This window comes from Euzebyella marina (assembly GCF_003687485.1).
GTDB lineage: Bacteria > Bacteroidota > Bacteroidia > Flavobacteriales > Flavobacteriaceae > Euzebyella > Euzebyella marina.
This window is the reverse complement of record NZ_CP032050.1, coordinates 4,684,934-4,707,469: the sequence shown is the minus strand read 5'-3', so window position 1 is coordinate 4,707,469 and position 22,536 is coordinate 4,684,934. Positions and strand designations below refer to the sequence as shown.

23 protein-coding genes are annotated in these 22,536 nt (G+C 40.1%); 9 read left to right on the top strand and 14 right to left on the bottom strand.

What is annotated here, in order from left to right; all coding sequences use genetic code 11:
• Positions 1-318: 318 nt before the first annotated feature.
• Complete coding sequence (locus D1013_RS20610) at positions 319-441, top strand: hypothetical protein (RefSeq protein WP_262688613.1); 123 nt, start codon at positions 319-321, stop codon at positions 439-441.
• 137 nt (positions 442-578) lie between these two features.
• Here the strand turns inward: D1013_RS20610 and amaB are convergent, their stop codons facing one another.
• The 7 genes from amaB to D1013_RS20200 all read right to left on the bottom strand — a co-directional run bounded on the left by amaB (position 579) and on the right by D1013_RS20200 (position 7,361).
• The gene (amaB, locus tag D1013_RS20230) at positions 579-2,132 is read right to left on the bottom strand and encodes an L-piperidine-6-carboxylate dehydrogenase (RefSeq protein ID WP_121846946.1); all 1,554 of its coding nucleotides are present in this window, start codon (positions 2,130-2,132) and stop codon (positions 579-581) included.
• A 103-nt stretch (positions 2,133-2,235) separates the two neighbouring features.
• Positions 2,236-2,592 (bottom strand): DUF1304 domain-containing protein, encoded by a 357-nt coding sequence (locus D1013_RS20225; RefSeq protein ID WP_121846945.1) that lies wholly within the window; start codon positions 2,590-2,592, stop codon positions 2,236-2,238.
• A 40-nt stretch (positions 2,593-2,632) separates the two neighbouring features.
• Complete coding sequence (locus D1013_RS20220; RefSeq protein ID WP_121846944.1) at positions 2,633-4,246, bottom strand: CHASE domain-containing protein; 1,614 nt, start codon at positions 4,244-4,246, stop codon at positions 2,633-2,635.
• A gap of 82 nt (positions 4,247-4,328) precedes the next feature.
• Entirely contained in the window at positions 4,329-4,868 is a 540-nt protein-coding gene (locus tag D1013_RS20215; protein ID WP_121846943.1) for a 3-hydroxyanthranilate 3,4-dioxygenase, read from the bottom strand.
• 170 nt (positions 4,869-5,038) lie between these two features.
• On the bottom strand, positions 5,039-5,443 hold the full coding sequence (locus tag D1013_RS20210) for a CAP domain-containing protein (RefSeq protein WP_225621387.1): 405 nt from the start codon (positions 5,441-5,443) through the stop codon (positions 5,039-5,041).
• 318 nt (positions 5,444-5,761) lie between these two features.
• A complete protein-coding gene (locus D1013_RS20205) occupies positions 5,762-6,808 on the bottom strand; it encodes an acyltransferase family protein (protein ID WP_121846941.1) in 1,047 nt (348 codons plus the stop codon).
• Between the two features lie 22 nt (positions 6,809-6,830).
• Positions 6,831-7,361 carry a CvpA family protein gene (locus tag D1013_RS20200; RefSeq protein ID WP_121846940.1) on the bottom strand — a complete coding sequence of 177 codons (531 nt, stop codon included), beginning with the start codon at positions 7,359-7,361 and terminating at the stop codon, positions 6,831-6,833.
• A 101-nt stretch (positions 7,362-7,462) separates the two neighbouring features.
• On the opposite strand from D1013_RS20200, the gene D1013_RS20195 reads away from it, so the two are divergent.
• From D1013_RS20195 to D1013_RS20180, 4 genes are all read left to right on the top strand, one after another.
• On the top strand, positions 7,463-7,819 hold the full coding sequence (locus tag D1013_RS20195; protein ID WP_121846939.1) for a hypothetical protein: 357 nt from the start codon (positions 7,463-7,465) through the stop codon (positions 7,817-7,819).
• A gap of 21 nt (positions 7,820-7,840) precedes the next feature.
• On the top strand, positions 7,841-8,140 hold the full coding sequence (locus D1013_RS20190) for an antibiotic biosynthesis monooxygenase family protein (RefSeq protein WP_121846938.1): 300 nt from the start codon (positions 7,841-7,843) through the stop codon (positions 8,138-8,140).
• A gap of 216 nt (positions 8,141-8,356) precedes the next feature.
• Positions 8,357-9,838 (top strand): glycerol kinase GlpK, encoded by a 1,482-nt coding sequence (gene glpK, locus D1013_RS20185; RefSeq protein WP_121850532.1) that lies wholly within the window; start codon positions 8,357-8,359, stop codon positions 9,836-9,838.
• Between the two features lie 16 nt (positions 9,839-9,854).
• A complete protein-coding gene (locus tag D1013_RS20180; protein WP_121850531.1) occupies positions 9,855-11,522 on the top strand; it encodes a glycerol-3-phosphate dehydrogenase/oxidase in 1,668 nt (555 codons plus the stop codon).
• Positions 11,523-11,527: 5 nt separating this feature from the next.
• Here the strand turns inward: D1013_RS20180 and D1013_RS20175 are convergent, their stop codons facing one another.
• Positions 11,528-12,529, bottom strand: coding sequence for an NAD(P)H-dependent glycerol-3-phosphate dehydrogenase (locus D1013_RS20175; protein WP_121846937.1), 1,002 nt, complete (start codon positions 12,527-12,529; stop codon positions 11,528-11,530).
• Between the two features lie 145 nt (positions 12,530-12,674).
• On the opposite strand from D1013_RS20175, the gene D1013_RS20170 reads away from it, so the two are divergent.
• On the top strand, positions 12,675-13,586 hold the full coding sequence (locus D1013_RS20170; protein WP_121850530.1) for a nicotinic acid mononucleotide adenyltransferase: 912 nt from the start codon (positions 12,675-12,677) through the stop codon (positions 13,584-13,586).
• A 65-nt stretch (positions 13,587-13,651) separates the two neighbouring features.
• On the opposite strand, the gene D1013_RS20165 is transcribed toward D1013_RS20170, so the two are convergent.
• Entirely contained in the window at positions 13,652-14,170 is a 519-nt protein-coding gene (locus D1013_RS20165) for a DUF421 domain-containing protein (protein ID WP_121846936.1), read from the bottom strand.
• 88 nt (positions 14,171-14,258) lie between these two features.
• Positions 14,259-15,110: an AraC family transcriptional regulator gene (locus D1013_RS20160; protein ID WP_121846935.1), complete on the bottom strand. Its 852-nt coding sequence runs from the start codon at positions 15,108-15,110 to the stop codon at positions 14,259-14,261.
• A 167-nt stretch (positions 15,111-15,277) separates the two neighbouring features.
• Between D1013_RS20160 and D1013_RS20155 the strand changes: the two genes are divergently transcribed.
• Together D1013_RS20155 and D1013_RS20150 are read left to right on the top strand one after the other, a co-directional pair.
• Positions 15,278-16,252 (top strand): phytanoyl-CoA dioxygenase family protein, encoded by a 975-nt coding sequence (locus D1013_RS20155; RefSeq protein ID WP_121846934.1) that lies wholly within the window; start codon positions 15,278-15,280, stop codon positions 16,250-16,252.
• Positions 16,253-16,346: 94 nt separating this feature from the next.
• Entirely contained in the window at positions 16,347-17,930 is a 1,584-nt protein-coding gene (locus tag D1013_RS20150) for a SulP family inorganic anion transporter (protein WP_121846933.1), read from the top strand.
• Positions 17,931-17,945: 15 nt separating this feature from the next.
• On the opposite strand, the gene D1013_RS20450 is transcribed toward D1013_RS20150, so the two are convergent.
• From D1013_RS20450 to D1013_RS20140, 3 genes are all read right to left on the bottom strand, one after another.
• Entirely contained in the window at positions 17,946-18,092 is a 147-nt protein-coding gene (locus tag D1013_RS20450; protein WP_162987764.1) for a hypothetical protein, read from the bottom strand.
• Between the two features lie 154 nt (positions 18,093-18,246).
• The gene (locus tag D1013_RS20145) at positions 18,247-18,732 is read right to left on the bottom strand and encodes a c-type cytochrome (RefSeq protein WP_121846932.1); all 486 of its coding nucleotides are present in this window, start codon (positions 18,730-18,732) and stop codon (positions 18,247-18,249) included.
• Between the two features lie 43 nt (positions 18,733-18,775).
• Positions 18,776-19,738 carry a YheT family hydrolase gene (locus D1013_RS20140; protein WP_121850528.1) on the bottom strand — a complete coding sequence of 321 codons (963 nt, stop codon included), beginning with the start codon at positions 19,736-19,738 and terminating at the stop codon, positions 18,776-18,778.
• 148 nt (positions 19,739-19,886) lie between these two features.
• On the opposite strand from D1013_RS20140, the gene D1013_RS20135 reads away from it, so the two are divergent.
• Positions 19,887-21,539, top strand: coding sequence for an FAD-dependent oxidoreductase (locus D1013_RS20135; RefSeq protein ID WP_121850527.1), 1,653 nt, complete (start codon positions 19,887-19,889; stop codon positions 21,537-21,539).
• An 18-nt stretch (positions 21,540-21,557) separates the two neighbouring features.
• Here D1013_RS20135 and D1013_RS20130 read toward each other — a convergent pair whose 3' ends face one another.
• Entirely contained in the window at positions 21,558-22,532 is a 975-nt protein-coding gene (locus D1013_RS20130; RefSeq protein ID WP_121850526.1) for an NAD(P)H-dependent flavin oxidoreductase, read from the bottom strand.
• Positions 22,533-22,536 lie beyond the last annotated feature (4 nt).

Genomic DNA, 22,536 nt, shown 5'->3' with positions numbered 1-22,536 from the left:
GTTTTAGTCATGTCTAGAAATTGATAGTTGTACTATACAATGTATTAAAAAAAACTAAAAGCGTGTTAATGTTGAATGATTTATTGGAATAATAAGTAGGCAAATTATTACTTAAGCCTTTGCGATTTTTTTAGAACATAGAATTTGCATGCGATAAAATGCTCATTTTACCGTGTAGTTAAGATTAAATGTGATTAGAAAATGACACTTAATGTATCTAAAAGTACATTGATACAGAATTAATGACCATTTATACAAAATTGATGGTCTTGCCTGTCTACCTTAAGTATATTTAGCCCACTTTATGAACCTGGTGAAATGAAATCCGAAATTTTAAAATGGGTCACTTTTGTCTGTATGGTAGTTGTCTTGGGATTACAAGAGCTGCTAAAGGGAAGTTGGAAAGTGCCCCAAGCTGAACGGATTAGTGATGTAGAGTGAGAAAATGAGGTTCTAGTAATTGTTCTGTATAGATACGGTACAATATATTGTTTGAGTTAGTTTAGTTTAAAAGCCCGTTACATTGATTCTTGTCTGTTCGGGGGAAGGGCAAGGAAGAAAATTGACGGGTTTTTCCATTATAGGTCAAACTTGATACCCTGCGCCAAAGGCAGTTCAGTAGTGTAATTAATGGTATTGGTTTGCCTTCTCATATAAACCTTCCAAGCATCGGAACCACTCTCTCTTCCGCCTCCGGTCTCTTTTTCTCCGCCAAATGCCCCACCAATTTCTGCACCTGAAGTTCCAATATTAACATTAGCAATACCGCAATCGCTTCCGGCGGCCGAAAGAAACCTTTCCGCCTCGCGTAAATTATTAGTCATAATTGCCGAAGAAAGACCTTGGGCTACGTTATTCTGAATGTCAATGGCCTTATCTACTTCCCCACTATATTTTAAAAGATAAAGAACGGGGGCAAAAGTTTCTTCTTGAACGATTTTGAACTCCGGTTCTGCCTCTGCAATCGCCGGTTTTACGTAGCAACCGCTCTCATAACCATCTCCTGATAGTACATCGCCATGAACTAGAATTTTACCACCTTCCTTTACCACATTTTGTAAGGCCCTTAGATAACTTTCAACTGCATCTGAATCTATTAGGGGACCTACATGGTTATTTTCATCCAAGGGATTTCCAATACGCAATTGTGCATAGGCATCAACCAGGGCTTTTTTAACCTTGTCATAAATTGATTCATGAATAATCAATCTTCGCGTTGAAGTACAGCGCTGACCTGCAGTGCCCACCGCACCGAAGACTGCACCGATGACGGTCATTTTTATATCGGCATCAGGGGTTACTATAATCGCATTGTTTCCACCTAATTCAAGCAATGATTTTCCTAATCGAGCTCCTACGGCCTGTGCAACAATTTTGCCCATTCTAATCGACCCGGTAGCGGAGATAAGAGGCACTCTAGTATCAGTAGTAAGCATTTCGCCCACTCGATAGTCACCATTGATCAAACAACTGATGCCTTCGGGAAGACCATTTTTCTTAAACACATCGGCAGCAATCTTTTGGCAGGCTATGGCACATAGAGGCGTTTTTTCCGAGGGTTTCCAAATACAGACATCGCCACAGACCCAAGCTAGGGCCGTATTCCACGCCCATACGGCTACGGGGAAATTAAATGCCGATATAATACCGACCACTCCCAACGGATGGTACTGCTCGTACATACGGTGGCCCGGCCTCTCGGAATGCATGGTAAGACCGTGTAATTGACGTGATAAGCCTACAGCAAAATCACATATGTCTATCATCTCTTGCACTTCTCCTAAGCCTTCTTGTAGACTTTTACCCATTTCGTATGAAACAAGCTTGCCCAGTGGTTGCTTTAATTCTCTTAGTTTGTTGCCAAACTGCCTTACAATTTCGCCACGTTGCGGTGCTGGCGTATTTCGCCACTCTTTAAAGGCATTTAAAGAGGTGCTTACAGTTTTTTCATAGTCATCTGAAGTAGCTGTGCTTACCTTGGCAATTATCGCCCCATCTACAGGGCTTTTCGATATGATTTCTTCACCCGATCCAAAACAGTCTGAACCGGTAGATACGCCAAAGTTGGTGCTTTCGATATTTAAATCTTTTAAAACATCATTAATAGCAAATTGAGGAGCAGTAGAAATCATAATTTAACTTTTTAAGTACAAATTGTTATATATCAAATATACTTCATTGTTCTTGACAATCCATGCAAACCGGATAATGATAAGAGCTTTTTAACTTTCAATACTACGTGAACAGAATAAGCAAAATGGCTACTAACGCAGGGGCGGCCTGAACAAAGAAAATCTTTTTATCAGCGGTTAAGGCGCCATAAATACCAGCAATACTTACACATGAAAGAAAAAAGAGGGCAACATTCCATTTCCAATCGATGTCTGTGATAAAAAATGTCCATATAAGGCCGGCGGCTAAAAATCCATTGTAGAGACCTTGATTGGCGGCCAATGGTTTGGTGGGTTCGAACAACTCAGCCGGAAACTTTTTAAATATCTTCCTTCCTTTTGTGGTCCAAGCGAACATTTCGAACCACATAAAGTATAGATGTAAGAGGGCGACAAGGCCAATCAATAGCGACACAATCATTATTAAATATAATTAAAAAAGCATCGCCAATGACACTTAATTATTCACTTTGGTTCATGAAAATAAGGTCGAATTGGGTCCCGTTTTCAGCTGATTCGTAGTTCAGTTGAGCCGAAATCTGTCTGCAAAGGGCACGTATGATTTCAAAACCGATGCCCTCTGCTTTATCTAAATCAAAATTTTCAGGAAGCCCCTTACCGTTGTCTTTGATACAAAGTAAAACCGATTCATCATCTAAACGGGTAACATCTATTTTAAGCTCGTTATACTTGGTATTATCAGGATAGGCATGTTTCACCGCATTGGTGACCAGCTCAGAAATGATCAATGCCAAAGGTACTGCACGGTCGAGGTCTACCGTAATCAAGGGGCAATCGATTTTATACGTGAAAAAGGGAGAGATTTTCTTTTGATATTCCATCAGGTCGATAAGGTAATCGTTAAGGTTGACCGCCTTTGAATCTTTATCTTGATAAATTTTCTGATGTGTAAGCGCAATGGCCGATATTCTGGCCTGACTATCAGAAAGTGCCGTAATCGCTTCTTTGCTCGAAAGCCTTCTTTTCTGCATGTTCATAAGGCTTGAGGTTATTTGAAGATTGTTTTTGACTCGGTGATGAATTTCGCGCAACAGATTTTCTTTCAATTTGTTCGAGGCCTCCAGTTCGCTGGTTCTCAGTATTACCCTTGCCTCTAATCTGTCATTATGTTCATCGCTTACCTTAATGGCGTAAATAAGAAGGCCTGTTGTCAGCAAGCCTAAGATCAAGACCAAGTATGATTCTAATACATGTGGAAAATTATAATGTTTGCTTTTCGGAGAGAACTCAATATTCCAAACCCGGTTGCCTGCCTTTATATGTTTAAACGTGCTCTCGTTTGTTCGATTCTCTAAAGAAAGAGGTTCTCGATTGGTATAAAGAAGATTGTCTTGCGCCAAAGAGTCTGTAATTGCCAAGTCGATGATGGCCAATTCATTCTTTAGGGTACGTCTTAAGAAAATATCCATCCGATAAATTGCGGCTACAACACCTTTTACTTCAGCCGTTTCCGAATTAAAAACTGATTTTAGGGCCAAAAAGCCCCGAAACCCATTGTTTTTGAGTACCAATTCTATGGGCGCGCTTAGAACTGTTTTCTTTGACTCAATAGCTTGGTCAATAGCTTCTTTTCTAATTTCTTCGGAATAATTGTCAAAACCAACGGCATCTTTAAGTGGCTCTAGCGGATTTATTAATGCGATGGGAAAATGTACCTTTCGCGATTGGGCGGTAATAAAATTTCCTGATGAATCGGTTTGGGTGATTTTAGGCACTTCCAAATCCTCAGAATTTGCTTCGCTTTCCAAAATACGAGGGGCCCACTCTAAGGCGCCGATACTTCGCAATTCACTTAAATAAGGACTCGTAAACCGTTCAAAAAGCTCTTGGGGCACGTCATCATGGTTTTCGAAAAAGAAGCCCATCGACTCCATTACCAGCGTAATTTTGTTCAATTCGTCATCTATTTTGATCAAAGCCCTAGAAATGGCATTATCTACCAAATCTTTTTGATTGCTTATATATCGATTGTTAATCGAAAAGAAAACAAATAACGAAATAGACGCCCCTATTAAAAGAACGGAAAAGTATTTGAAGATTTGAAACCTTGACATAGAATTACTTGGGGGTTTTAAAGTACTTTTTCTGAATGTCTAGGTTATCTACGAATAAAGACATTGTTTGGCCGATAAACACTTATTCGTCTGCAACAAATCGACTGTCTACTGGCATAACGGTGCCACAATTATCACATGTTCTAAGTTCTTCCGAGCTATAGAAGTGTTTAAAATGACCTAAGAAATCTTTCTCAATATCGTTTAATGTGAAATAGGCCTCGTACAATTTATGGTTGCAATTGTCGCAGAACCATAAAAGACCGTCGTCAACATTCATATCCGCTCTTTTTCGTTCAACGACCAGACCAATGCTTCCTTCTTTTCTTACTGGAGAATGCGGAATTTTTGCTGGGTGAAGATACATGTCGCCAGGCCCCAACTTCATAGTTTTCTTTCTACCTTCGTCTTGAATGTGAACTTCGATATTTCCCTCTAACTGAAAAAAGAGTTCTTCGGTTTCATTGTAATGGTAGTCTTTGCGGGCATTGGGCCCTGCAACTATCATGACTATGTAGTCACCGGCATCTTTGTATAAGTTCTTGTTGCCAACTGGTGGCTTTAAAGAGTCTCGGTTTTCATCGATCCACTTTGAAAGGTTAAAGGGGGGTTGTACCGCCATATTTGTAATACTAAAGGTTAATAATTTGGTAACTACCACCTAAACGTACTACAACTTTGCGAAAGTTCAACGCACGGTTAATTAAAAATGATAAATACCTTTAGGTTTCAAAGGTATAAAATGTATGCCACTAGTTCATACGCATAGTTTTCTAGGGTCGCACCGTACGTTTATCGGAAGAAGATTTGTGTATAGAACAAATTGCCCTCTTCATTTCTTTTTACACTTACAGCGGTATGGGTAAACTCTCCTTCCATAGTCTTTTTATGACTGGAACTGGTCAACCAGCCTGAGAATGCTTCCGAAGCGTTTAGGTAATCTTTAGCAACATTTTCAGCCACAAACTCTGCATCAACCTCAGTTGATATCGTAGAAGCGCGTTTACTGAAATTATCATGGTTTAAAGATCCGACTGTCATCATGTAATCGGTGTGCTCATTGGCCAAAAGATAGGCTACCGAGCTGAATTCTAAAGAGTTTTGGCCTAAAGAGAGCCTGTGTTGATTAACAACTTCAAGTAATTCTTGTTCTATTTCCGGAATGTTCTCGGCCTCAACAATATTTGCTGTTTCCATTGACTCCTTTGTGCAAGACGCCAATGTGCATACAAATAAAACGAGGGCAAAATAATGCCTTGTCATTTTCATATAGTGTTCTATTTGTAAGTAGGTATGTTCTCTAAGGTAGGTCTGAGAAATGGGGTGTTCTCGTGTTCTCAAAAAATCGATAGGGGAATATCGATAAGCGAATATCGAAAATTTAGTCGTCGGTAGAGATAAAAAGTCTTCCTTTTCGATGAATTGCAGCCATATGTTAAACGGCTGTAGGTTTTAGCCTATTAAAAACTATCTATTTTCATTTTTTCAATGTGCCACTGGAAATTACTAGGCGGTCTAATAGCCACTAATATATTTAGAGTATTTAGGCATTGCTTTTTTTAGGATGATAGCCAGAGCCATGCTTACCCCCACTAATAAGAACCAAGCCAAAAAGTAAGTTGCCCAAGGGTAATCACTAGTATAATTAAATATTCGCTTGAATTGAAACAAACCCTGTAGCACATAACCGTGTATAAAGTATATAGCAAAACTGGTAGAGGCCAAAAGAACGAGCAACTTATTGTTGAAAGATTCAAAACGATGTAGAAAAACCATAAAGAAAATACAGAGAAAAGTCTTTTGTAATAGAACTAGGTCAAGGCCATCATAATCGAACATCGGTTTTTGATAGTTGTCGTAGCGGCCGATGAACGCTTGAAAAGCTGCTATACCTAATGCTAAGAGTAAGAGATATAATTCCTTTTTAAGAAATATATAATACACCCTCTCTTTGTAAAGTGAGCAGAGAATACCCATTAAATAGGTTGGTGTAAAATAAACAAGAGACTGAAATACGTTTAGTTCGTCTACCGGTCTATGAACGAACAAGGCGATTAAAAATAATATGCCGAAAACCGAAAACTGAAGTTTGATCGGCCAGTTGATAAATCTTATATGTAGCGGATACATTAAAAACAAACACATTGCAAAAGGTATGTACCAGTAGGCTACCAAGTGGGCTCCCGTAACATAATATAAGCAAATAGGAATCACATAATTATTTAAGAAAGTATCCTCTTGCAAAGGAAAGTAGGTATTCCAAAAATCGGGTTCTGTGCTTAATTTCAGCAGTATCGGAACTATTGATAATACTGTATAAGGAATCAATAACCTCTTTATCTTATTTGGTAAGAAAGTAGTCGTTCTATCTTTTAAAACGAAAATGTGATGAAATAAAAAGCCAGAAATGAAAATAAAATGAAAGGTGCTTCCGGCCGTTAAGTTCGCAAAGAGTGCTTCGCTGAAAGAGTCAACTTTCACGTCGGCTATCGAATAGCAATGCGCCGAAACAATCAGCAATATGGCGATGCCACGATAAGTGTTGAGCGAATTTAAGAACATAAATTGGGGGAAGTTTTTGGTGTCAGATTACAATTTCTGGATTGTCTTCTTGAGGACTGATTTGATATTTGGGCGCGCGAAGTACTTTGGCAAATATAAAGGCACCTATCTTTTTTATGGGTTCATATAGAACCGATTGTTCGACCTTTTCGTTTTTTTCCATTCCCGCTGTTTCGTTGACCCTTTCAAAAAATATGATCAGCGCACCCAATATAACGGCGATTTTAACCACACCGAAAATTCCGCCTGCAATACGGTTCAGCCACCCTAACATTGCAAATGCGGCGATTTTAGTTAATAGTCGGGCAGCAAGATGTACGACAAAAACAATGGCCAAAAACGTTATGACAAATGCAGTAATGTTGATGTAACGTTCTTCCCATTTCATGTTCTCCGATAGATAATCTCCGGCATAATATGAAAAGTGAATAGCACCATAAATGCCTGCAACTAGGGCAACAATAGACGCAAGTTCTATAAAAAGTCCGTTTTTAACTCCCTTATAAAGACCCCAAAGAAGTAGCAGACCGAATATAATGTCTAGAAAGCCCATGAGCACTGAATTTTCACAAAAATAGTGTTTTGATTTGTACCTTTGCACCTCATTATCGCAATAGCAACGAGGGCTTTTGCCCTTACTAAGAGAAGTCTATTATGTCGAGAGATATTAGGTTAAAAGAAAGGTGGGATGTGCTGGTAGAGAAATTATCGTCGCAATTTTCAGATGGAGACGCTCTTGAGCTAGATGCGATTATTTACTTGGTAGGTCTGCAAGAGTTGGGTCAATACCACCGTAAATTCAAAAAGGACGCCAAACTTGATTTGATGCATATTGCCATCTGTCGGCTGCTTGAGCCCTATGGTTACTATGAGTTCGATTTTTTTGACGAAGAGGGTTGGCCACATTATAAGGTGAAAGAAGAATTGCCCCTACTGAAATCCGGTGAGCAATCAGTTCTCATGAAAGAGGCGTTGGTAGACTACTTTATAGAGAAAGAGTATATCACCTAACTACAAACTATTTCGATTCGGATGAAAGAAGGTACTTATTACGCGGTCATCTTTACTTCATTAAAAAAGCCCGATGATGAAGGTTATGCAGAAATGGCCCAAAAGATGGTCGATTTGGCAAGAGAACAGCCAGGTTTTTTAGATGTTGAAAGCGCTAGAGACGAAATAGGAATCACGGTTAGTTATTGGAAAGATTTAGAATCAATCGCGGCTTGGAAAGTCAACCTTGATCACCAAAAGGCTCAAGCAAGGGGAATTAAAGACTGGTACCAATGGTATCGCGTTAGAATCTGCAGGGTAGAGCGCGAATACAGCCGATAGTACGTTTTATATTGTTGTATCTAAATTTGTCCTCATTGTCGTCTTTGTGAATTTTTCGTTACCAAGCCGTACTGCTATACTTTGTACTTTGAATTGCATGGTTTAAACTCTATATTTAACCATAATCAGGGTCGGTTATATGCTTTTCCAAAGCTTATCTCTTATTTCAGGTTTCCTTCGAGAAGAAATAACCGGTACAACTTACTCAACTTATACATGAAATATATTATCTCACTTGACCAAGGAACCACGAGTTCTAGGGCTTTACTTGTCGATGAAACTGGCCAAATCAAAGGAATGGTCCAAAAAGAGTTCAAACAGATTTTTCCGAAATCGGGCTGGGTAGAACATGATCCCATTGAAATTTGGGATACCCAAATGGCCGTATTAGAGCAATTGGTGGATGAAGAAAAAGTAGACCCCAAAGATATTGCTGCCATTGGTATTACCAACCAAAGGGAAACTACCATGGTCTGGGATAAGACTACCGGCGAGCCTGTTTACAATGCCATAGTCTGGCAAGACAAGAGAACGGCCGATATTTGCGAACACTTGAAGAATACCGGTTTGACCGAGCATGTAAAGAAAACTACTGGGCTCGTTATTGATTCCTATTTTTCTGGTACGAAGGTCAAATGGATCCTTGACAATGTTGAAGGTGCCAAAAAGAAAGCTGAGAATGGCGATTTGCTAATGGGTACCGTTGACACTTGGCTGGTTTGGAATATGACCGGAAGAGAAAAGCATGTGACGGATTATACCAATGCATCTCGAACCATGATATATGATATCGTTGAGTTAAAGTGGGATGATAAACTTTTAAAAGCTTTGGGCATCCCCAAGTTGATGTTGCCCGAAGTAATGCCTTCAGCACATCATTTTGGTGATTATGACCTTAAAGGAACAAAAATACCGATAGCCGGTATTGCGGGTGATCAGCAAGCCGCTTTGTTTGGCCAAGCTTGTTTTAAAAAAGGAACGGCAAAGAACACTTATGGTACCGGTTGTTTTATGCTTATGAATACTGGGGAAAAGCCCCAATTTTCAAAAAATGGCTTATTGACAACCATTGCCTACGGTTTAGATGGTAAGGTGAACTATGCACTTGAGGGAAGTATTTTTATTGCTGGTGCCGCCATTCAGTGGTTGCGCGACGGACTCGAACTTATTAAAGATGCCAAGGAAACCGAACCTTTGGCTGAGAGTGTGGAAGAAGAAAACCCCGTTTATGTAGTGCCGGCCTTTGCAGGTCTTGGTGCCCCCTATTGGGATATGTATGCCAGAGGAGCCATTTTTGGACTCACCAGAGATACCGGAAAGGCACACTTGGCAAAAGCCACTTTGGAATCGTTGGCCTACCAGACCAAAGATATTTTAAAGGCGATGGAAGACGATTCGGGCATACAACTAAAAAATCTTCGTGTAGATGGGGGTGCCTGTGCAAACAATTATCTAATGCAATTTCAAGCCGATATTTTAGATTCGGAGGTTCACAGACCTGAGGTTATAGAATCGACAGCCATGGGTGCCGCTTTTTTGGCAGGTATACAAGTTGGGTTATGGAAACAGGACGATGTGGATCAAAATAGACCTATGAACCGAATTTTTAAGCCTAATTTTGATCGGGTAAAAAGAAAGAGACTTTATAAAAAATGGCAAAAGGCCGTTGAACGAACCAAAGGTTGGGAAGAGCAATAAACACCAAGCGTACTTCATGAAGAACATCAAGTTTTCAAATCTAGATAGGTCAAGAACCGCAGAAAAAATATCAAAAGAAAAATATGACCTCGTCGTAATAGGTGGTGGAATCACAGGTGCGGGCATCGCTTTGGATGCTTCTTCACGCGGACTCAAAGTGGCGCTTGTTGAAAAGGGAGATTTTGCTTCGGGTACCAGTAGTAAATCAACGAAATTGATTCACGGGGGTTTGCGCTATCTTAAGCAATTCGATTTTTGGTTGGTCAAAGAGGTGGGTTCCGAGAGAGCTATAGTTCATAAGTTGGCGCCACACCTGGTTATACCTGAAAAGATGTTGCTTCCTTTGATAGAAAATGGCTCGTACGGTAAATGGCTTACTTCGATTGGGCTTAAAGTCTATGATATACTGGCCGAAGTTTCAGGTGATGATAAGCGAAAGATGCTAGAGAAAAAAGAGGCGCTTAAGCTAGAGCCTTTACTTCCCAAAAAGATTTTAAAAGGAGCCGGTTATTATGCAGAGTATCGTACCGATGATGCCCGATTGACCATCGAGAACATAAAAACAAGCCTGCTTTTTGGTGCTAGGGCCATCAATTACACGGCTGTAGAAGATTTCGTTTATAAAAAAGACAAGGTGGCCGGGGTCAAAGTGAAAGACGTTATAAACGGCAAAACATACGATATAAAATCGAAATATGTTATCAGCGCGGCGGGGCCTTGGGTAGATGAACTTAGAAGCAAGAATAATTCTAAGAAGGGCAAGCAGCTCCATTTGACGAAAGGTGTTCACTTGGTGTTTCCACATGAAAAACTGCCAGTAAAACAATCGGTGTATTTTGATATTCCCGATGGGCGAATGATGTTTGCCATACCTCGCGGCAAAATCACCTATATAGGTACTACCGATACCAATTATAATAAGGATAAAGACAATGTACGCACCGATTTGGCCGATGCTATTTATTTAATTTCCGCGGTGAACAATATGTTTCCAAAAATCAATCTTGAAATGGAAGATATTATTTCTTCTTGGGCAGGGTTACGTCCTTTGATTCATGAAGAAGGTAAATCGGCATCTGAGTTATCAAGAAAAGATGAAATCTTTACATCCGATACCGGACTTATCAGTATAGCGGGAGGTAAACTTACCGGCTATCGCAAAATGGCCGAGCGAGTAGTAAATCGCATCGCCAAAAAAATGGAAGAGGAGCACGACACGCAGTTGAAAGAATGTTTTACTGATAAAATTGCTTTGTGCGGCAATACCGATTTCAAGAAATACAAACATGTAAAGAAGTATATCAAAGAGGTTTTTGAACGTATTGAAAAAAAGGGGTTCAGTGAGCATGATGCTTGGTTTTTGGTCACCAATTACGGCAAGCAGACAGAAAAAATCTTAGAATATTATAAAGAGCAGAAAGATGACAACCCCCAATTGGGTATGGCCAAGGCGGAATTACGGTTCTGCATCGAATATGAGATGGTTCAGAACCCAATGGATTTCTTTATAAGACGAACGGGGCGTTTGTATTTTGATATCGATAGTGTTCGGAATCTTTTGGAGCCTATTTTAGAAGAATTCAAAAAATACTTCGATATCAATGACGGTAAAATCTCTTTATGGCGAGATACGATGTTAAGTGAATTAGAAGATCATTCTAACTTTTCATTGGAGCGGTCCTAATTAAATCAATCCAACTTATCGGTCAATGCCAAAAAGACCTTTTTAGCATTTTTACCCTCATAAAGTACCTTATAAACTGCATTGATAATGGGGGTCTTTACCTTTTTTTCAAATTTGCCCTTCAGTTCATAAGCGCTTTTGGCCGCATAGTAGCCTTCGGCTACCATGTTCATTTCCATTTGGGCACTTTTAACGGTATAGCCTTTACCAATCATATTTCCGAACATACGGTTACGACTAAAAGTGGAATACCCTGTAACGAGTAAATCGCCTAAGTAGGCAGAATCGTTAATATTACGGTCGATTTTATGAATGCTTTTGGTATAGCGTTTCATTTCACGAATCGCATTGCTCATAAGTACGCTCTGAAAATTATCTCCGTAACCCAACCCGTGTGCAATACCGGCGGCAATGGCATAGATATTCTTAAGCATGGCGGCATACTCGGTGCCTATGATGTCTTTGGTCACCTTTGTTTTAATATAGCTACTGCTCAGGTTTTTGGCTACGAACTTCGCCTTTGAAGTATCGGCACAGGCAATAGTAAGGTAAGATAGACGCTCCATGGCTACCTCTTCAGCATGGCAAGGACCCGTGATAACACCTATGTTCTTAAAAGGAATGTCATAGGTTTCATGAAAATGTTCGCCAACAATCAATCCCGTCTCCGGTACGATACCCTTTATAGCGGAAAACACTATTTTCTCTTTTATAGAACTGGTTAGTTTTTGAAGTTCGGTATGTAAAAAGGCCGAAGGAATGGCAAAAATTAAAATGTCAGCTTTTGAGACGGCCTCATTGATATCGTCAGTTAGGTGCAATTTTTCTGTGTTGAAAGTGACCGAGGTAAGATAATTGGGGTTGTGTTTTTGAATTTTAATGAATCCAATAGCATCGGTATTTCTCATGTACCATACCACCTCTTCTTGATTGTCGCAGAGCATTTTAACAATGGCCGTTGCCCAACTTCCCCCGCCCAATACGGCAAATTTCAAAGCTTTGTTCATTTAATCTTAGGCTAAAATCATGTTTGTTTTTCCTGAAACAAAACTAGTGAAATAAAAAATCGCATCCTTATTCTTTGATTATCAAAAAGTTAAAAGTTTTGGCACGGTGGTTGTTTTTAATCTGTTGAATTCTAATGCTATGAATATGAAAACAAAACTATTTACGCTACTAATGTTTGGCCTGTTGGCCACCTCTTGTTATACAGAGGTTATAGTTGAAGACGATTATATACAAGAGCCTTCTGTAAATGCTGAAGCGGTATTGGGATCATATGACCTTTGGTACGTAGATATCAATGCAACTCAAGGTAATGGTGAGATACCCTTTTTGCAAAGAGCGTTCACGGTGTCCTTTATCAATGGTAAGCTAATTGCCAATAACAATATTGTGGGTATTGGTAGAACAGGAGATGGATTGGGGGTCGATGTAGGTTACTATAATGGGAGTAATAGTTCTATTGAGGTTAACCACGATTTAGACGGCCATTATATTTTAGATGTATTTGTCATCGATGGTAATACGGTGGAAATATATGATGGCTATACCGATACTTCTTACTTTCTAGATGGTTACCAATTGAACAATTTTGATTTTGACTTCGTCTTTTACGATAACCTCAATTATTTTTTGCAGGAGTATGATGCTTGGGAAAAAGTATACACCAGCGAAAGAGGTACTCTTAATGATTTCGACAATGAGAATTTCTTAAACTTCGAACCTGAATTTTTTAGGTCTTCGATTGATGAGCCCGGAACGGCCATTAATAGGTTACAATGGGATTTTGAAGGCGAATATCAGGTGTATGACATACAAAACGATGAAATGCTCAAAACTTTAACACTGGCCTACCATTCATCGAGCAATGATTACTTTGAACTATACGTTATTAATGATAGTACTATCGAACTGTATCATCCTTCTAGCAGAACGGTCTATAAGTTTAGAGGAAGGGGATACAGGCAATACTTGAAATCAAGCACAGGTAGTACCGATAAAAAAAGAATTAAAACTTCTAATCCTTTAATGAAGGTCGAAAGAAGTAGAGATAGTAAATAAGATTTTTTTGGTTGGTTATTTAGTTAGAGACCGCTCCATTTCACTTGATTTGGGGCGGTTTTGTTTTAGTGCGATGATTTTACCTGTTCCAAAATCTCCGAGTCGATAGTTTGTTTGTCCGATGAATGCAATACCGAGATATCTCCGGTAGTTTCGAAAACTACAGCTTTCACTTCTGAAAGTTGCAAGACGTTGGCTTCTCGTAGTTTTGCCATAAGGTCAGATTTGCTGACCAAACATTTTTTAAGGTTATTTTCTATAATCTCGCCATCTTTCATAAGAAGTACGGGAGAATTGGTGGCGATGTTTTCCAAAGCCTGCGAAGAACTGACCAGTTTGGCAAAAAGCACCTGAAGGCATGCTAGAATTGCCAGGGCAACCACTGCGCTCATGAAACTTTTTGAAGGTTGGTTGACCGCATTCGCCAATATTGAGCCCATGGCTATAGTGATGGCAAAGTCAAAACTGCTCATTTTGGCGAAGGTTCGTTTGCCGGCCAATCGGGTTATAAAAATGATATACATATAGATCAAGATACCGGCAAGAGCGATTTTTAAGATGGTAGAGAGAGTTATTGAAAACATAGTTCTTGATTTTTCATTGACATGTTTAAAACATAAACTATTTACTTTTTTCAATAAACGGTAGAAGATAAATTACTGTCTCTAAAGATTATAACCGCATTTTCATTCTCTTTTTAAAATCTGATGGGTTTTCGCCCGTTATTTTTTTAAAGGTTCGGTTGAAATATGAAAGACTTTCAAAACCGCACTCAAAACAAGTCTCGCTCACGTTTTTGCCAATTAATAATAAACGTTTGGCCTGACTTATACGGTATTGGTTCAAGAAGTTGATAAATGTACTGTTGGTAGCCTTTTTGAAATATCGGCAGAAGGCAGGTTTGCTCAGATTGCAAATATCGGCGACCTCACCTATCGAGATATGGTCTTGGTAATGCTTATCGACAAAAGCATAAATTTCCCTAATTCGAGATTGCTCTTTACTGCTATAGGTGTTGATATATGGTTTTTTGTGTAGAACCTCGAACTCGTTACTGCCAGAAAGTTGCTTCAATATATTCAAGACTTGCATAAAGAAATCGTAGGGGTGCAACTGATAGAGTTGCCTCATCAATGCACCTATTTCTGTTTTGGTCTTTCCGTGAAAGGCTATACCGTACTTTGCCAAGTCCATAAGGCGGTTGAGGTTCTTCAATTCTGGAAGTGGGGCTATAAAACTATCTTTGAATGAAGGTTTTATATGCAACACTTCCTTGCGATATTCTGTTTTAACCCCGTAATCAAAGTTTAAATGCGGAATGCCAGAACCGATGAGAACCAAATCACTTTCGGTATAAGTTGAAATATGGTTGCCGACGTGTCTGGTGGCAGTGGCCCCTTCTATATAGACCAATTCATATTCCGGATGAAAATGCCAATAGAACAAATGATTGAGCTTAGGGTCGTGCAGCAAACGAAAAGGGCTGTCCGACTCAGGTTTTATGGTCTCTAATTGAACTTTCAAAGTTTACTCTAGATTAAAACACTTCATAAAGGTTTCACTAAATTATTAGTATTTCATCTATAAATCATCATAAATATCAATATTGTTCAAATCTATATCAATATCAAGGTAGTTTTCCATTTTCTTGTAGAGTAGTTTTATCTCTAGAAATTCTAAATATAGGCGTCATGAAAAACATTGATGAAAAGCTTGAAATGGCCAACAAGGCACACCAAGAGATACCCGGTAATCCTTCCACGGCAACCACGAGTAAAGTAAAATTAAACGACCGCTCTAATGGTCAACCATTGAGAGTGCTGAGCGAAGAGGATTGGCGATTTTGGATTGAGAACGGTTATATAGTTGTCAAGAATGCCATATCGAAGGAGCAGGCTCAGGCCACGGCAGATTTTATTTGGGAATTTGATGAAAAAGACCCCAACAATCCTGAAACGTGGTATCAAGCACCCCGTGCAGAAATGAAAATGAAAGAACTGACCGGTACTGGTATGGTAGAGGTATATAATCATCAGCACTTATGGAATAACCGGCAAACCAAACGGGTCTACGATGCCTTTGTCGATATATGGGGAACGGAGCATCTATGGGTAACCATTGATAGGGCCAATTTGAATTTTCCTCTACCGGAAGGGGTTAAGAAAAAAGGATTTATCCATTGGGACTATGACCCGGAAACAAGACCTCAAAACGTTCAGGGCGTATTGGCGCTAGCCGATCAGACCGATGAAAATATGGGTGGTTTTCAGTGCATACCATGGCTTTATCGCAATTATGATAGTTGGAAGCTGACGCAGCCCGAAGACCGCGACCACTTTCAACCTGATATTACCGGTTTAGAAGATGAATTGGTCAAAGTGAAAATGGAAGCAGGTGACCTCTTGATATTCAATAGTACCCAACCTCATGGCATACGGCCTAACAATTCGAAGAACAAGGTTAGAATTGCACAATATATTTCAATGATGCCCGCAGAAGAAGACAATGTTGAAATGAAAAATTGGCGGGTCAACTCATGGAAAAATAGAATTGCACCAGAAGGTTATGCCTTTCCTGGGGATCCAAGAAATTGGGAACAGACCAAATATGAAACGGCCGAACTAAGTGAATTAGGACAAAAACTGTTAGGTCTAAGAAGCTGGTAGACAATTTGTTCTGTTGAGGTGATATTGTATAATTGATAGCTATAACTAGGTCAATAGCTTATTTTGGTCTATTTTTGCACGCTCAAAACCGACCATGAAGAAGTATTTCAACCTTTTCGATTTTAAGCAAAAAGTAGATTATAAGACCGAAATCCTTTCAGGACTCACGGTGGCGCTTGCATTGGTGCCTGAGGCAATTGCTTTTGCCTTGATACCAGGCTTTTCACCGCTAACAGGTTTGTATGCGGCCTTTGTTCTTTGTTTTATAACCTCCATTCTTGGGGGTAGACCAGGTATGATTTCCGGAGCAACAGGAGCAGTGGCAGTAATTTTCGTAGGCCTGATTCTTGAATTAAAACGAACTTTTCCTGAAATCGGTCCGGAAGGTATACTTCAATATACATTCGCTACCGTCATTATTGCAGGTATTTTGCAAATTCTGGCCGGTGTTCTACGTTTGGGAAAATTTATTCGCTTGGTTCCCCATCCGGTGATGTTCGGGTTCGTAAACGGGTTGGCCATAATTATTTTCATGGCTCAGTTTCCGAACTTTTATCAAAAAGGTACGGATCAATTGTTGGAAGGATCATCATTTTATATGATGTTGGGGCTTACATTGTTGACGATGCTGATCATTTGGGGTTTTCCAAAGCTGACAAAGGCCATACCCTCCTCTTTATTGGCTATTTTGGTGGTGTCTGCGATTGTAATAGGCTTTGGAATCGATACCGTTACCGTGGCCGATACGATGTCTGAAGGCGAGAGTATTAGTGGTGGGTTTCCTCCGCTTTCCATCCCTCAAATTCCTTTTACGCTGGAGACTCTGAAAATTATATTTCCTTATGCTGCTATAGTGGCTGGGGTCGGACTTATTGAAAGTTTGCTTACCCTGAACATTGTTGATGAAATTACTGAAACACGGGGTAGGAGCAACAAAGAGTGCGTGGCCCAAGGTACGGCCAATATATTCTCGGGCTTCCTTTCCGGTATGGGAGGTTGTGCCATGATAGGTCAAAGTTTGATCAATACTTCTTCCGGGGCGAGGGCAAGGTTGTCGGGCATAACTGCAGCCGTTATGCTTTTGGTCTTCATAATGTTCGGTTCAAGTTTAATTGAACGTTTACCAATGGCGGCTTTAGTGGGCCTGATGTTTATGGTGGCTATCGGTACTTTTGAATGGGCCAGTTTTAAGACTTTCGGTAAAATGCCAAAATCAGATGTGGTAGTCATGGTTCTGGTAACACTTATTACGGCAATTACCCACAATTTGGCCGTAGCCGTATTATTAGGGGTCATCATTTCTGCATTGGCTTATTCTTGGGAAAATGCCAAGAGAATTAGAGCACGCAAGCGTGTAGATGAGAATGGAGTAAAACATTACGAAATTTACGGACCGCTATTTTTTGGTTCCACAACCTTGTTTTCAGAGAAATTTGATGTGCTTAACGACCCCGATGAGGTCATAATCGATTTTAAGGAAAGCCGGGTGGCCGATATGTCTGGTATAGAAGCTTTGAATAAAATTACCGAGCGCTATGCCAAGGTGGGAAAAAAAGTACATTTAAGGCACCTAAGTAAAGATTGTGTGAGGTTGTTGAAGAATGCAGAAGATATTATCGATGTAAATGTATTGGAAGACCCTACCTACAAGGTAGTTTCCGACCAAATAGGCAATTAAGTGCCAAAGTCGATTTTATCTTTCATTATCCTCTTCTTTTTTTGAATCGGTATATCCGCCTGCCCATCCTATCCAATACCTTAATGATATGTATGAGCGTTTTCTATTGAGAATTCTCTCGGGTAAATTATGCTCATTGAGCAGTAGTAGATCTTCTTTCATGTCGCCTAGATTAATTGATGAATGTCTTTGTTTATATAGACGAAGACCTATCTAAGCAATTGATAAAATTTTGTTAAAAAACAAATACCTCATATTGGGCAAAAAAAAACCGGGCTTCATTTGAAGCCCGGTTTTGGTATAAGATAAAATCCTCTTAGAAGGTTCTTAGGTATTCGGCTACCGCCCTTACCTCGTCTTCAGATAGATTTTGATTGAGCATTATAGCATTGTTGTACTCTTTCAACAAAGCTTTAGCAATCGGGTCTTCTTTCAACATTTTATCAGGACCACTGATCATGTTCATTACCCAAGCTGGGTTTCTTCTTTCATAAACACCTTTTAAGGCGGGGCCTATCATTCGCTGCTCTGCCATATGGCAAGCAGTACAGACAGCGTTGAATTTGGCTTCACCGGCAGCTGCCAACTCAGCATCGATTTCACCGTCAAAAGAGATATCTTTAAACGGGCCGACTCCCTCATTGTCCATATCAACAGGAACACCTTCTGATTGGGCTTCTGTAGTTTTTTCTTCGGTTTTGGTGCGGTTCATTTCAAAACCTTCTTTCTTTTCTTCCTTCTTTTTCTCGCCACAGCCAACTACAAGCGCTCCTAGGGCAAGTACAACAAGTATTTTTTTCATTGGTAACAAAATTTATGGGCACTAATATAGTGATTACCCATCTTTAAAGCCCTTCTTCTATGAACTTTATTGCTCTTTTTTCATTGTGATATCGATTACCATAATCCCAAAAACCTACATGTCCTCCAAATTTTGGTATTTCTAAGTAAATATTCTTGTTGTCTTTGGCCTCTTTTATTGGAAAACACTCAGGTCCAAGAAAAGAGTCGTTCTGGGCATTGATGATCAGGGTAGGTATTTGAACGTTTGGCAAGAATTGCAGGCAACTGCATTTCTCATAATAATGCATTGCATTTTTGAAACCGTGCGCGCGACTTGTATAGATGTCATCAAAATCTTTAAGGTTTTTAATGCGAGCGATATCTTTTTTGGTCAGTCGCTCAGGAAACAGAGGTTCTTTTAAGCGAAGTTTGGCTACCAGATGCTTCTTAAATCGTTGTGAATAGGCAAAATTCTTGGCTTTCAATAGTTCGGTCAGTGAACTAGAAAGGTTACAAGGTACCGATATGCCTATCACGGCTTTAATTTCTTTGGGCAGACTTCGAGGTTCACCAATATATTTCAGTGCCAAATTACCACCTAGGCTTACCCCTTTAATATAGATTTCATCGTATTTTTTGAGCCTCAGAATGTGCTGAACGATTTCTTCCAGATCTTCTGTGGCACCACTGTGATAAGAACGGAATAGTCTATTGGTCTCGCCGCTGCAACCCCTAAAATTTACGGCACAGGCATCATAATTTGTTTCATTGAAAACTTGTGCTGACCCTGTGATGTAAGGTCGTTGCCCGTTTCCTTCCAACCCGTGTAAAAGTAGTATCACCTTTTTAGTGCTAGACACAGAGAAACTCCAATCTAAATCAAGAAAATCACCGTCACTCAATTCCAATCGCTCTCTTGTTTGCTGCAATCCTGCCACTTTTCTGAAAAGACCCGAATAAATTGTTGACACATGCCCATTTTTGAAGGGCAAAATGGGGCTGTAATCTGATTCAAGTAGGGGCATTGTAGATGATTATTTCTGTAAGGGAATAGGTGCAGAATTCGAAACTCTGACCTATAAATTGATTTTGAAAGTTGTTGTAAATTTAAGGATGACAATTGCATCAAAAAAATATCTGTCAAACGATACTATAGTAAGGTAAATAGAAAACATGAACGATCCAAGATTTCCTCAATTACCACAAGGGCACATCAATATTTTAAAGGAGTACGGAACTATCGAGTGCTTTAATGAAGAAACCATTCTTTTTGACATTGGCCAACTTAAATATGACTTCTTTGTAGTGCTTCAGGGAGAAATAGATATTATCGACCCTTCCTACGGTCAAAAAATTATTGCCCATCACCAAAGTCAAGAGTTTTCGGGCGATAGCGGCATACTCTCAGAAAGAGGCTCGCAATTCAAAGGTATAGCCAAAGAGGGTTCTGAGCTAATTCGAGTGAGCCCAGATCGCTTAAAAGAGGCGATAGCCAAGCATAGTAGTTTAAGCGATATTCTTCTTAATACATTTCTTCAGAGACAAGACGCAATTTTGAGTGAATATGTAGGCGGACTCAAATTGGTGGGGTCAGGAAATTCGAAAGAAGCTTATGCCATTCGTGATTTTATGGACAAGAATTATATCTGGTATAATTTTTTGAATGTAGACGAATCGGAAGAGGCTCGTGACCTACTCAAAAACTTTGCGCTTGGTGATAAAGACCTGCCGTTGATGATTTGCCATGGGGGCCACCTGCACATGAAACCTACCCTTGATCAAGTGGCCCGATTTTCTGGGGTTCTGATGGATTTTGAGGATAAAATCTTCGATTTATTGGTAATCGGTGCTGGCCCAGCTGGCTTGGCAGCAAGTGTTTATGCCTCTTCTGAGGGGCTCAGTGTAGTAACTATTGATAGCAATGCCCCGGGAGGGCAGGCGGGCAAGAGTTCGAAAATTGAAAATTACTTGGGTTTCCCCACAGGTATATCAGGTAGAGACCTCGCCAATAAGGCTTACCTACAGGCACAAAAGTTCGGTTGTAACATTTCCATTCCTCATAGGGCAGAAAGTATTGAGCATACCGGAAATCATTTTATACTCTGCGCCACCAATGGCAAGGTAATAAAGACCAAATCTATAATTGCTGCTACAGGTGCGAACTATAGGCAACTCGATTTAGAGAATATTGTAAAGTTTGAGGGTAGTGGTGTCTATTACTCCGCTACCGGAATGAATACCTCTTCGTGCAAAGATGAAATTGTCGGCGTGGTAGGTGGAGGGAATTCGGCCGGGCAAGCCGCTCTTTTTCTGGCCGATTACGCTGATGAGGTGCATATTATTTTACGAGGGGACGATTTGGGATCTAAAATGAGCGATTACTTGGTTCAGCGAATAAACGCTTCCTCAAAAATACATGTTCAACTGAACTGCCAAGTGGCAGAACTAAAGGGAACCCATCATTTAGAGGAAGTAACTCTAAAGTATACCGGTGGCGAAAAGTCTAAAATGAACATGACAAACCTATTCACGTTTATTGGCGCCAAGCCATGCACAGAGTGGCTTGAAGGTATTGTAGCCACTGATGAAAGGGGTTTCATTTGTACGGGCCCAGGTATCGAACGAAAAGATCTTTACATGTGCGATATTTATTCAACTAGAAAACCGCAATCGCTAGAAACGAGCATCCCTGGTTTTTTTGCCGTCGGCGATGTTAGAAAGGGATCCGTAAAGCGGGTGGCCTCTGCTGTAGGAGAGGGTTCTATGGCCGTCAGTCAAGTGCATCAATTCTTGTCTGAACTTCGGCAGCGAGAGGTGGCCGTTTAACCGCTAGTTGTAATCATCCTATTTCGGATAGGTTTCTAACCATTTGGCCTGCTCTTCAATCGCTTGTTTAAATTCAGATTTCAATTGGGCAACTAAGTCTTTCACCGGAAGGGTATTGTCTATTAATGCCGAACCTTGACCAGCTGACCAAATTGTTTTCCAGGCTTTTGCTTCGGTATTCAGCTCTTTGCCAAAATCTATTTTGGTATCTTTTTTAAGGTCTTCATCAGATAGACCGGCCGCTTTTAGGCTTTGGCCCAAAAAGTTGGCATGAACACCTGAAATGGCAGCTGTATACACCACATCGCTCGACCCGGCATCCTCAATCATATGTCGATATTCATCATTGGCTCCACTTTCCTCGGTATTGATGAACCTGGTACCCATATAGGCCATGTCGGCACCCATTTGCAATGTCGACGCAATATCACGCCCAGTGCTGATACATCCTGAAAGAATGATTGTTTTGTGAAAGAATTTTTTTATTTCCGAAACCAAGGTCATTGGGTTGATGGTTCCGGCGTGACCTCCTGCACCGGCGGCTACCAAAATGAGTCCGTCAACTCCGGCTTCCTGTGCTTTTTCCGCATGTCTTTTTTTAATAATGTCGTGAAATACGAGTCCGCCATAACTGTGAATCGCATCGACCACCATCGATACGGCTCCGAGTGAAGTAATCACAATCGGTACTTTGTGTTTAATGCACAGTTTAATATCCGCTTCCAACCTAGGATTGGTATTATGAACAATTAGGTTGACACCGAAAGGGGCCGGTTTTTTACCGGTCTTTTTTTCAAAAGCTTCCAATTCGGTCATTATTTCTATCAGCCATTCTTCAAAACCTTCACTTGTTCTTTGGTTTAAAGCGGGAAAGGTGCCCACAATTCCATTTTTACAGCATTCGATGACCAATTGAGGTCCAGAAATCAGAAACATGGGGGCGGCAATGGCCGGCAGATCCAAATCTTTGATAAAGGCAGGTTTGTTTGACATGATG

What these genes read in the sequence shown, in the direction of transcription:
- D1013_RS20215 (WP_121846943.1), bottom strand. Translation starts at nt 4,868, where the DNA reads ATGGCGGTACAACCCCCCTTTAACCTTTCAAAGTGGATCGATGAAAAC.
- D1013_RS20190 (WP_121846938.1), top strand. Translation starts at nt 7,841, where the DNA reads ATGAAAGAAGGTACTTATTACGCGGTCATCTTTACTTCATTAAAAAAG.
- D1013_RS20195 (WP_121846939.1), top strand. Translation starts at nt 7,463, where the DNA reads ATGTCGAGAGATATTAGGTTAAAAGAAAGGTGGGATGTGCTGGTAGAG.
- D1013_RS20180 (WP_121850531.1), top strand. Translation starts at nt 9,855, where the DNA reads ATGAAGAACATCAAGTTTTCAAATCTAGATAGGTCAAGAACCGCAGAA.
- D1013_RS20220 (WP_121846944.1), bottom strand. Translation starts at nt 4,246, where the DNA reads ATGTCAAGGTTTCAAATCTTCAAATACTTTTCCGTTCTTTTAATAGGG.
- D1013_RS20450 (WP_162987764.1), bottom strand. Translation starts at nt 18,092, where the DNA reads ATGAAAGAAGATCTACTACTGCTCAATGAGCATAATTTACCCGAGAGA.
- D1013_RS20200 (WP_121846940.1), bottom strand. Translation starts at nt 7,361, where the DNA reads ATGGGCTTTCTAGACATTATATTCGGTCTGCTACTTCTTTGGGGTCTT.
- D1013_RS20140 (WP_121850528.1), bottom strand. Translation starts at nt 19,738, where the DNA reads ATGCCCCTACTTGAATCAGATTACAGCCCCATTTTGCCCTTCAAAAAT.
- D1013_RS20135 (WP_121850527.1), top strand. Translation starts at nt 19,887, where the DNA reads ATGAACGATCCAAGATTTCCTCAATTACCACAAGGGCACATCAATATT.
- D1013_RS20210 (WP_225621387.1), bottom strand. Translation starts at nt 5,443, where the DNA reads ATGGAAACAGCAAATATTGTTGAGGCCGAGAACATTCCGGAAATAGAA.
- D1013_RS20205 (WP_121846941.1), bottom strand. Translation starts at nt 6,808, where the DNA reads ATGTTCTTAAATTCGCTCAACACTTATCGTGGCATCGCCATATTGCTG.
- D1013_RS20155 (WP_121846934.1), top strand. Translation starts at nt 15,278, where the DNA reads ATGAAAAACATTGATGAAAAGCTTGAAATGGCCAACAAGGCACACCAA.
- D1013_RS20610 (WP_262688613.1), top strand. Translation starts at nt 319, where the DNA reads ATGAAATCCGAAATTTTAAAATGGGTCACTTTTGTCTGTATGGTAGTT.
- D1013_RS20170 (WP_121850530.1), top strand. Translation starts at nt 12,675, where the DNA reads ATGAAAACAAAACTATTTACGCTACTAATGTTTGGCCTGTTGGCCACC.
- D1013_RS20225 (WP_121846945.1), bottom strand. Translation starts at nt 2,592, where the DNA reads ATGATTGTGTCGCTATTGATTGGCCTTGTCGCCCTCTTACATCTATAC.
- D1013_RS20145 (WP_121846932.1), bottom strand. Translation starts at nt 18,732, where the DNA reads ATGAAAAAAATACTTGTTGTACTTGCCCTAGGAGCGCTTGTAGTTGGC.
- D1013_RS20150 (WP_121846933.1), top strand. Translation starts at nt 16,347, where the DNA reads ATGAAGAAGTATTTCAACCTTTTCGATTTTAAGCAAAAAGTAGATTAT.
- D1013_RS20165 (WP_121846936.1), bottom strand. Translation starts at nt 14,170, where the DNA reads ATGTTTTCAATAACTCTCTCTACCATCTTAAAAATCGCTCTTGCCGGT.
- D1013_RS20130 (WP_121850526.1), bottom strand. Translation starts at nt 22,532, where the DNA reads ATGTCAAACAAACCTGCCTTTATCAAAGATTTGGATCTGCCGGCCATT.
- glpK (WP_121850532.1), top strand. Translation starts at nt 8,357, where the DNA reads ATGAAATATATTATCTCACTTGACCAAGGAACCACGAGTTCTAGGGCT.
- D1013_RS20175 (WP_121846937.1), bottom strand. Translation starts at nt 12,529, where the DNA reads ATGAACAAAGCTTTGAAATTTGCCGTATTGGGCGGGGGAAGTTGGGCA.
- amaB (WP_121846946.1), bottom strand. Translation starts at nt 2,132, where the DNA reads ATGATTTCTACTGCTCCTCAATTTGCTATTAATGATGTTTTAAAAGAT.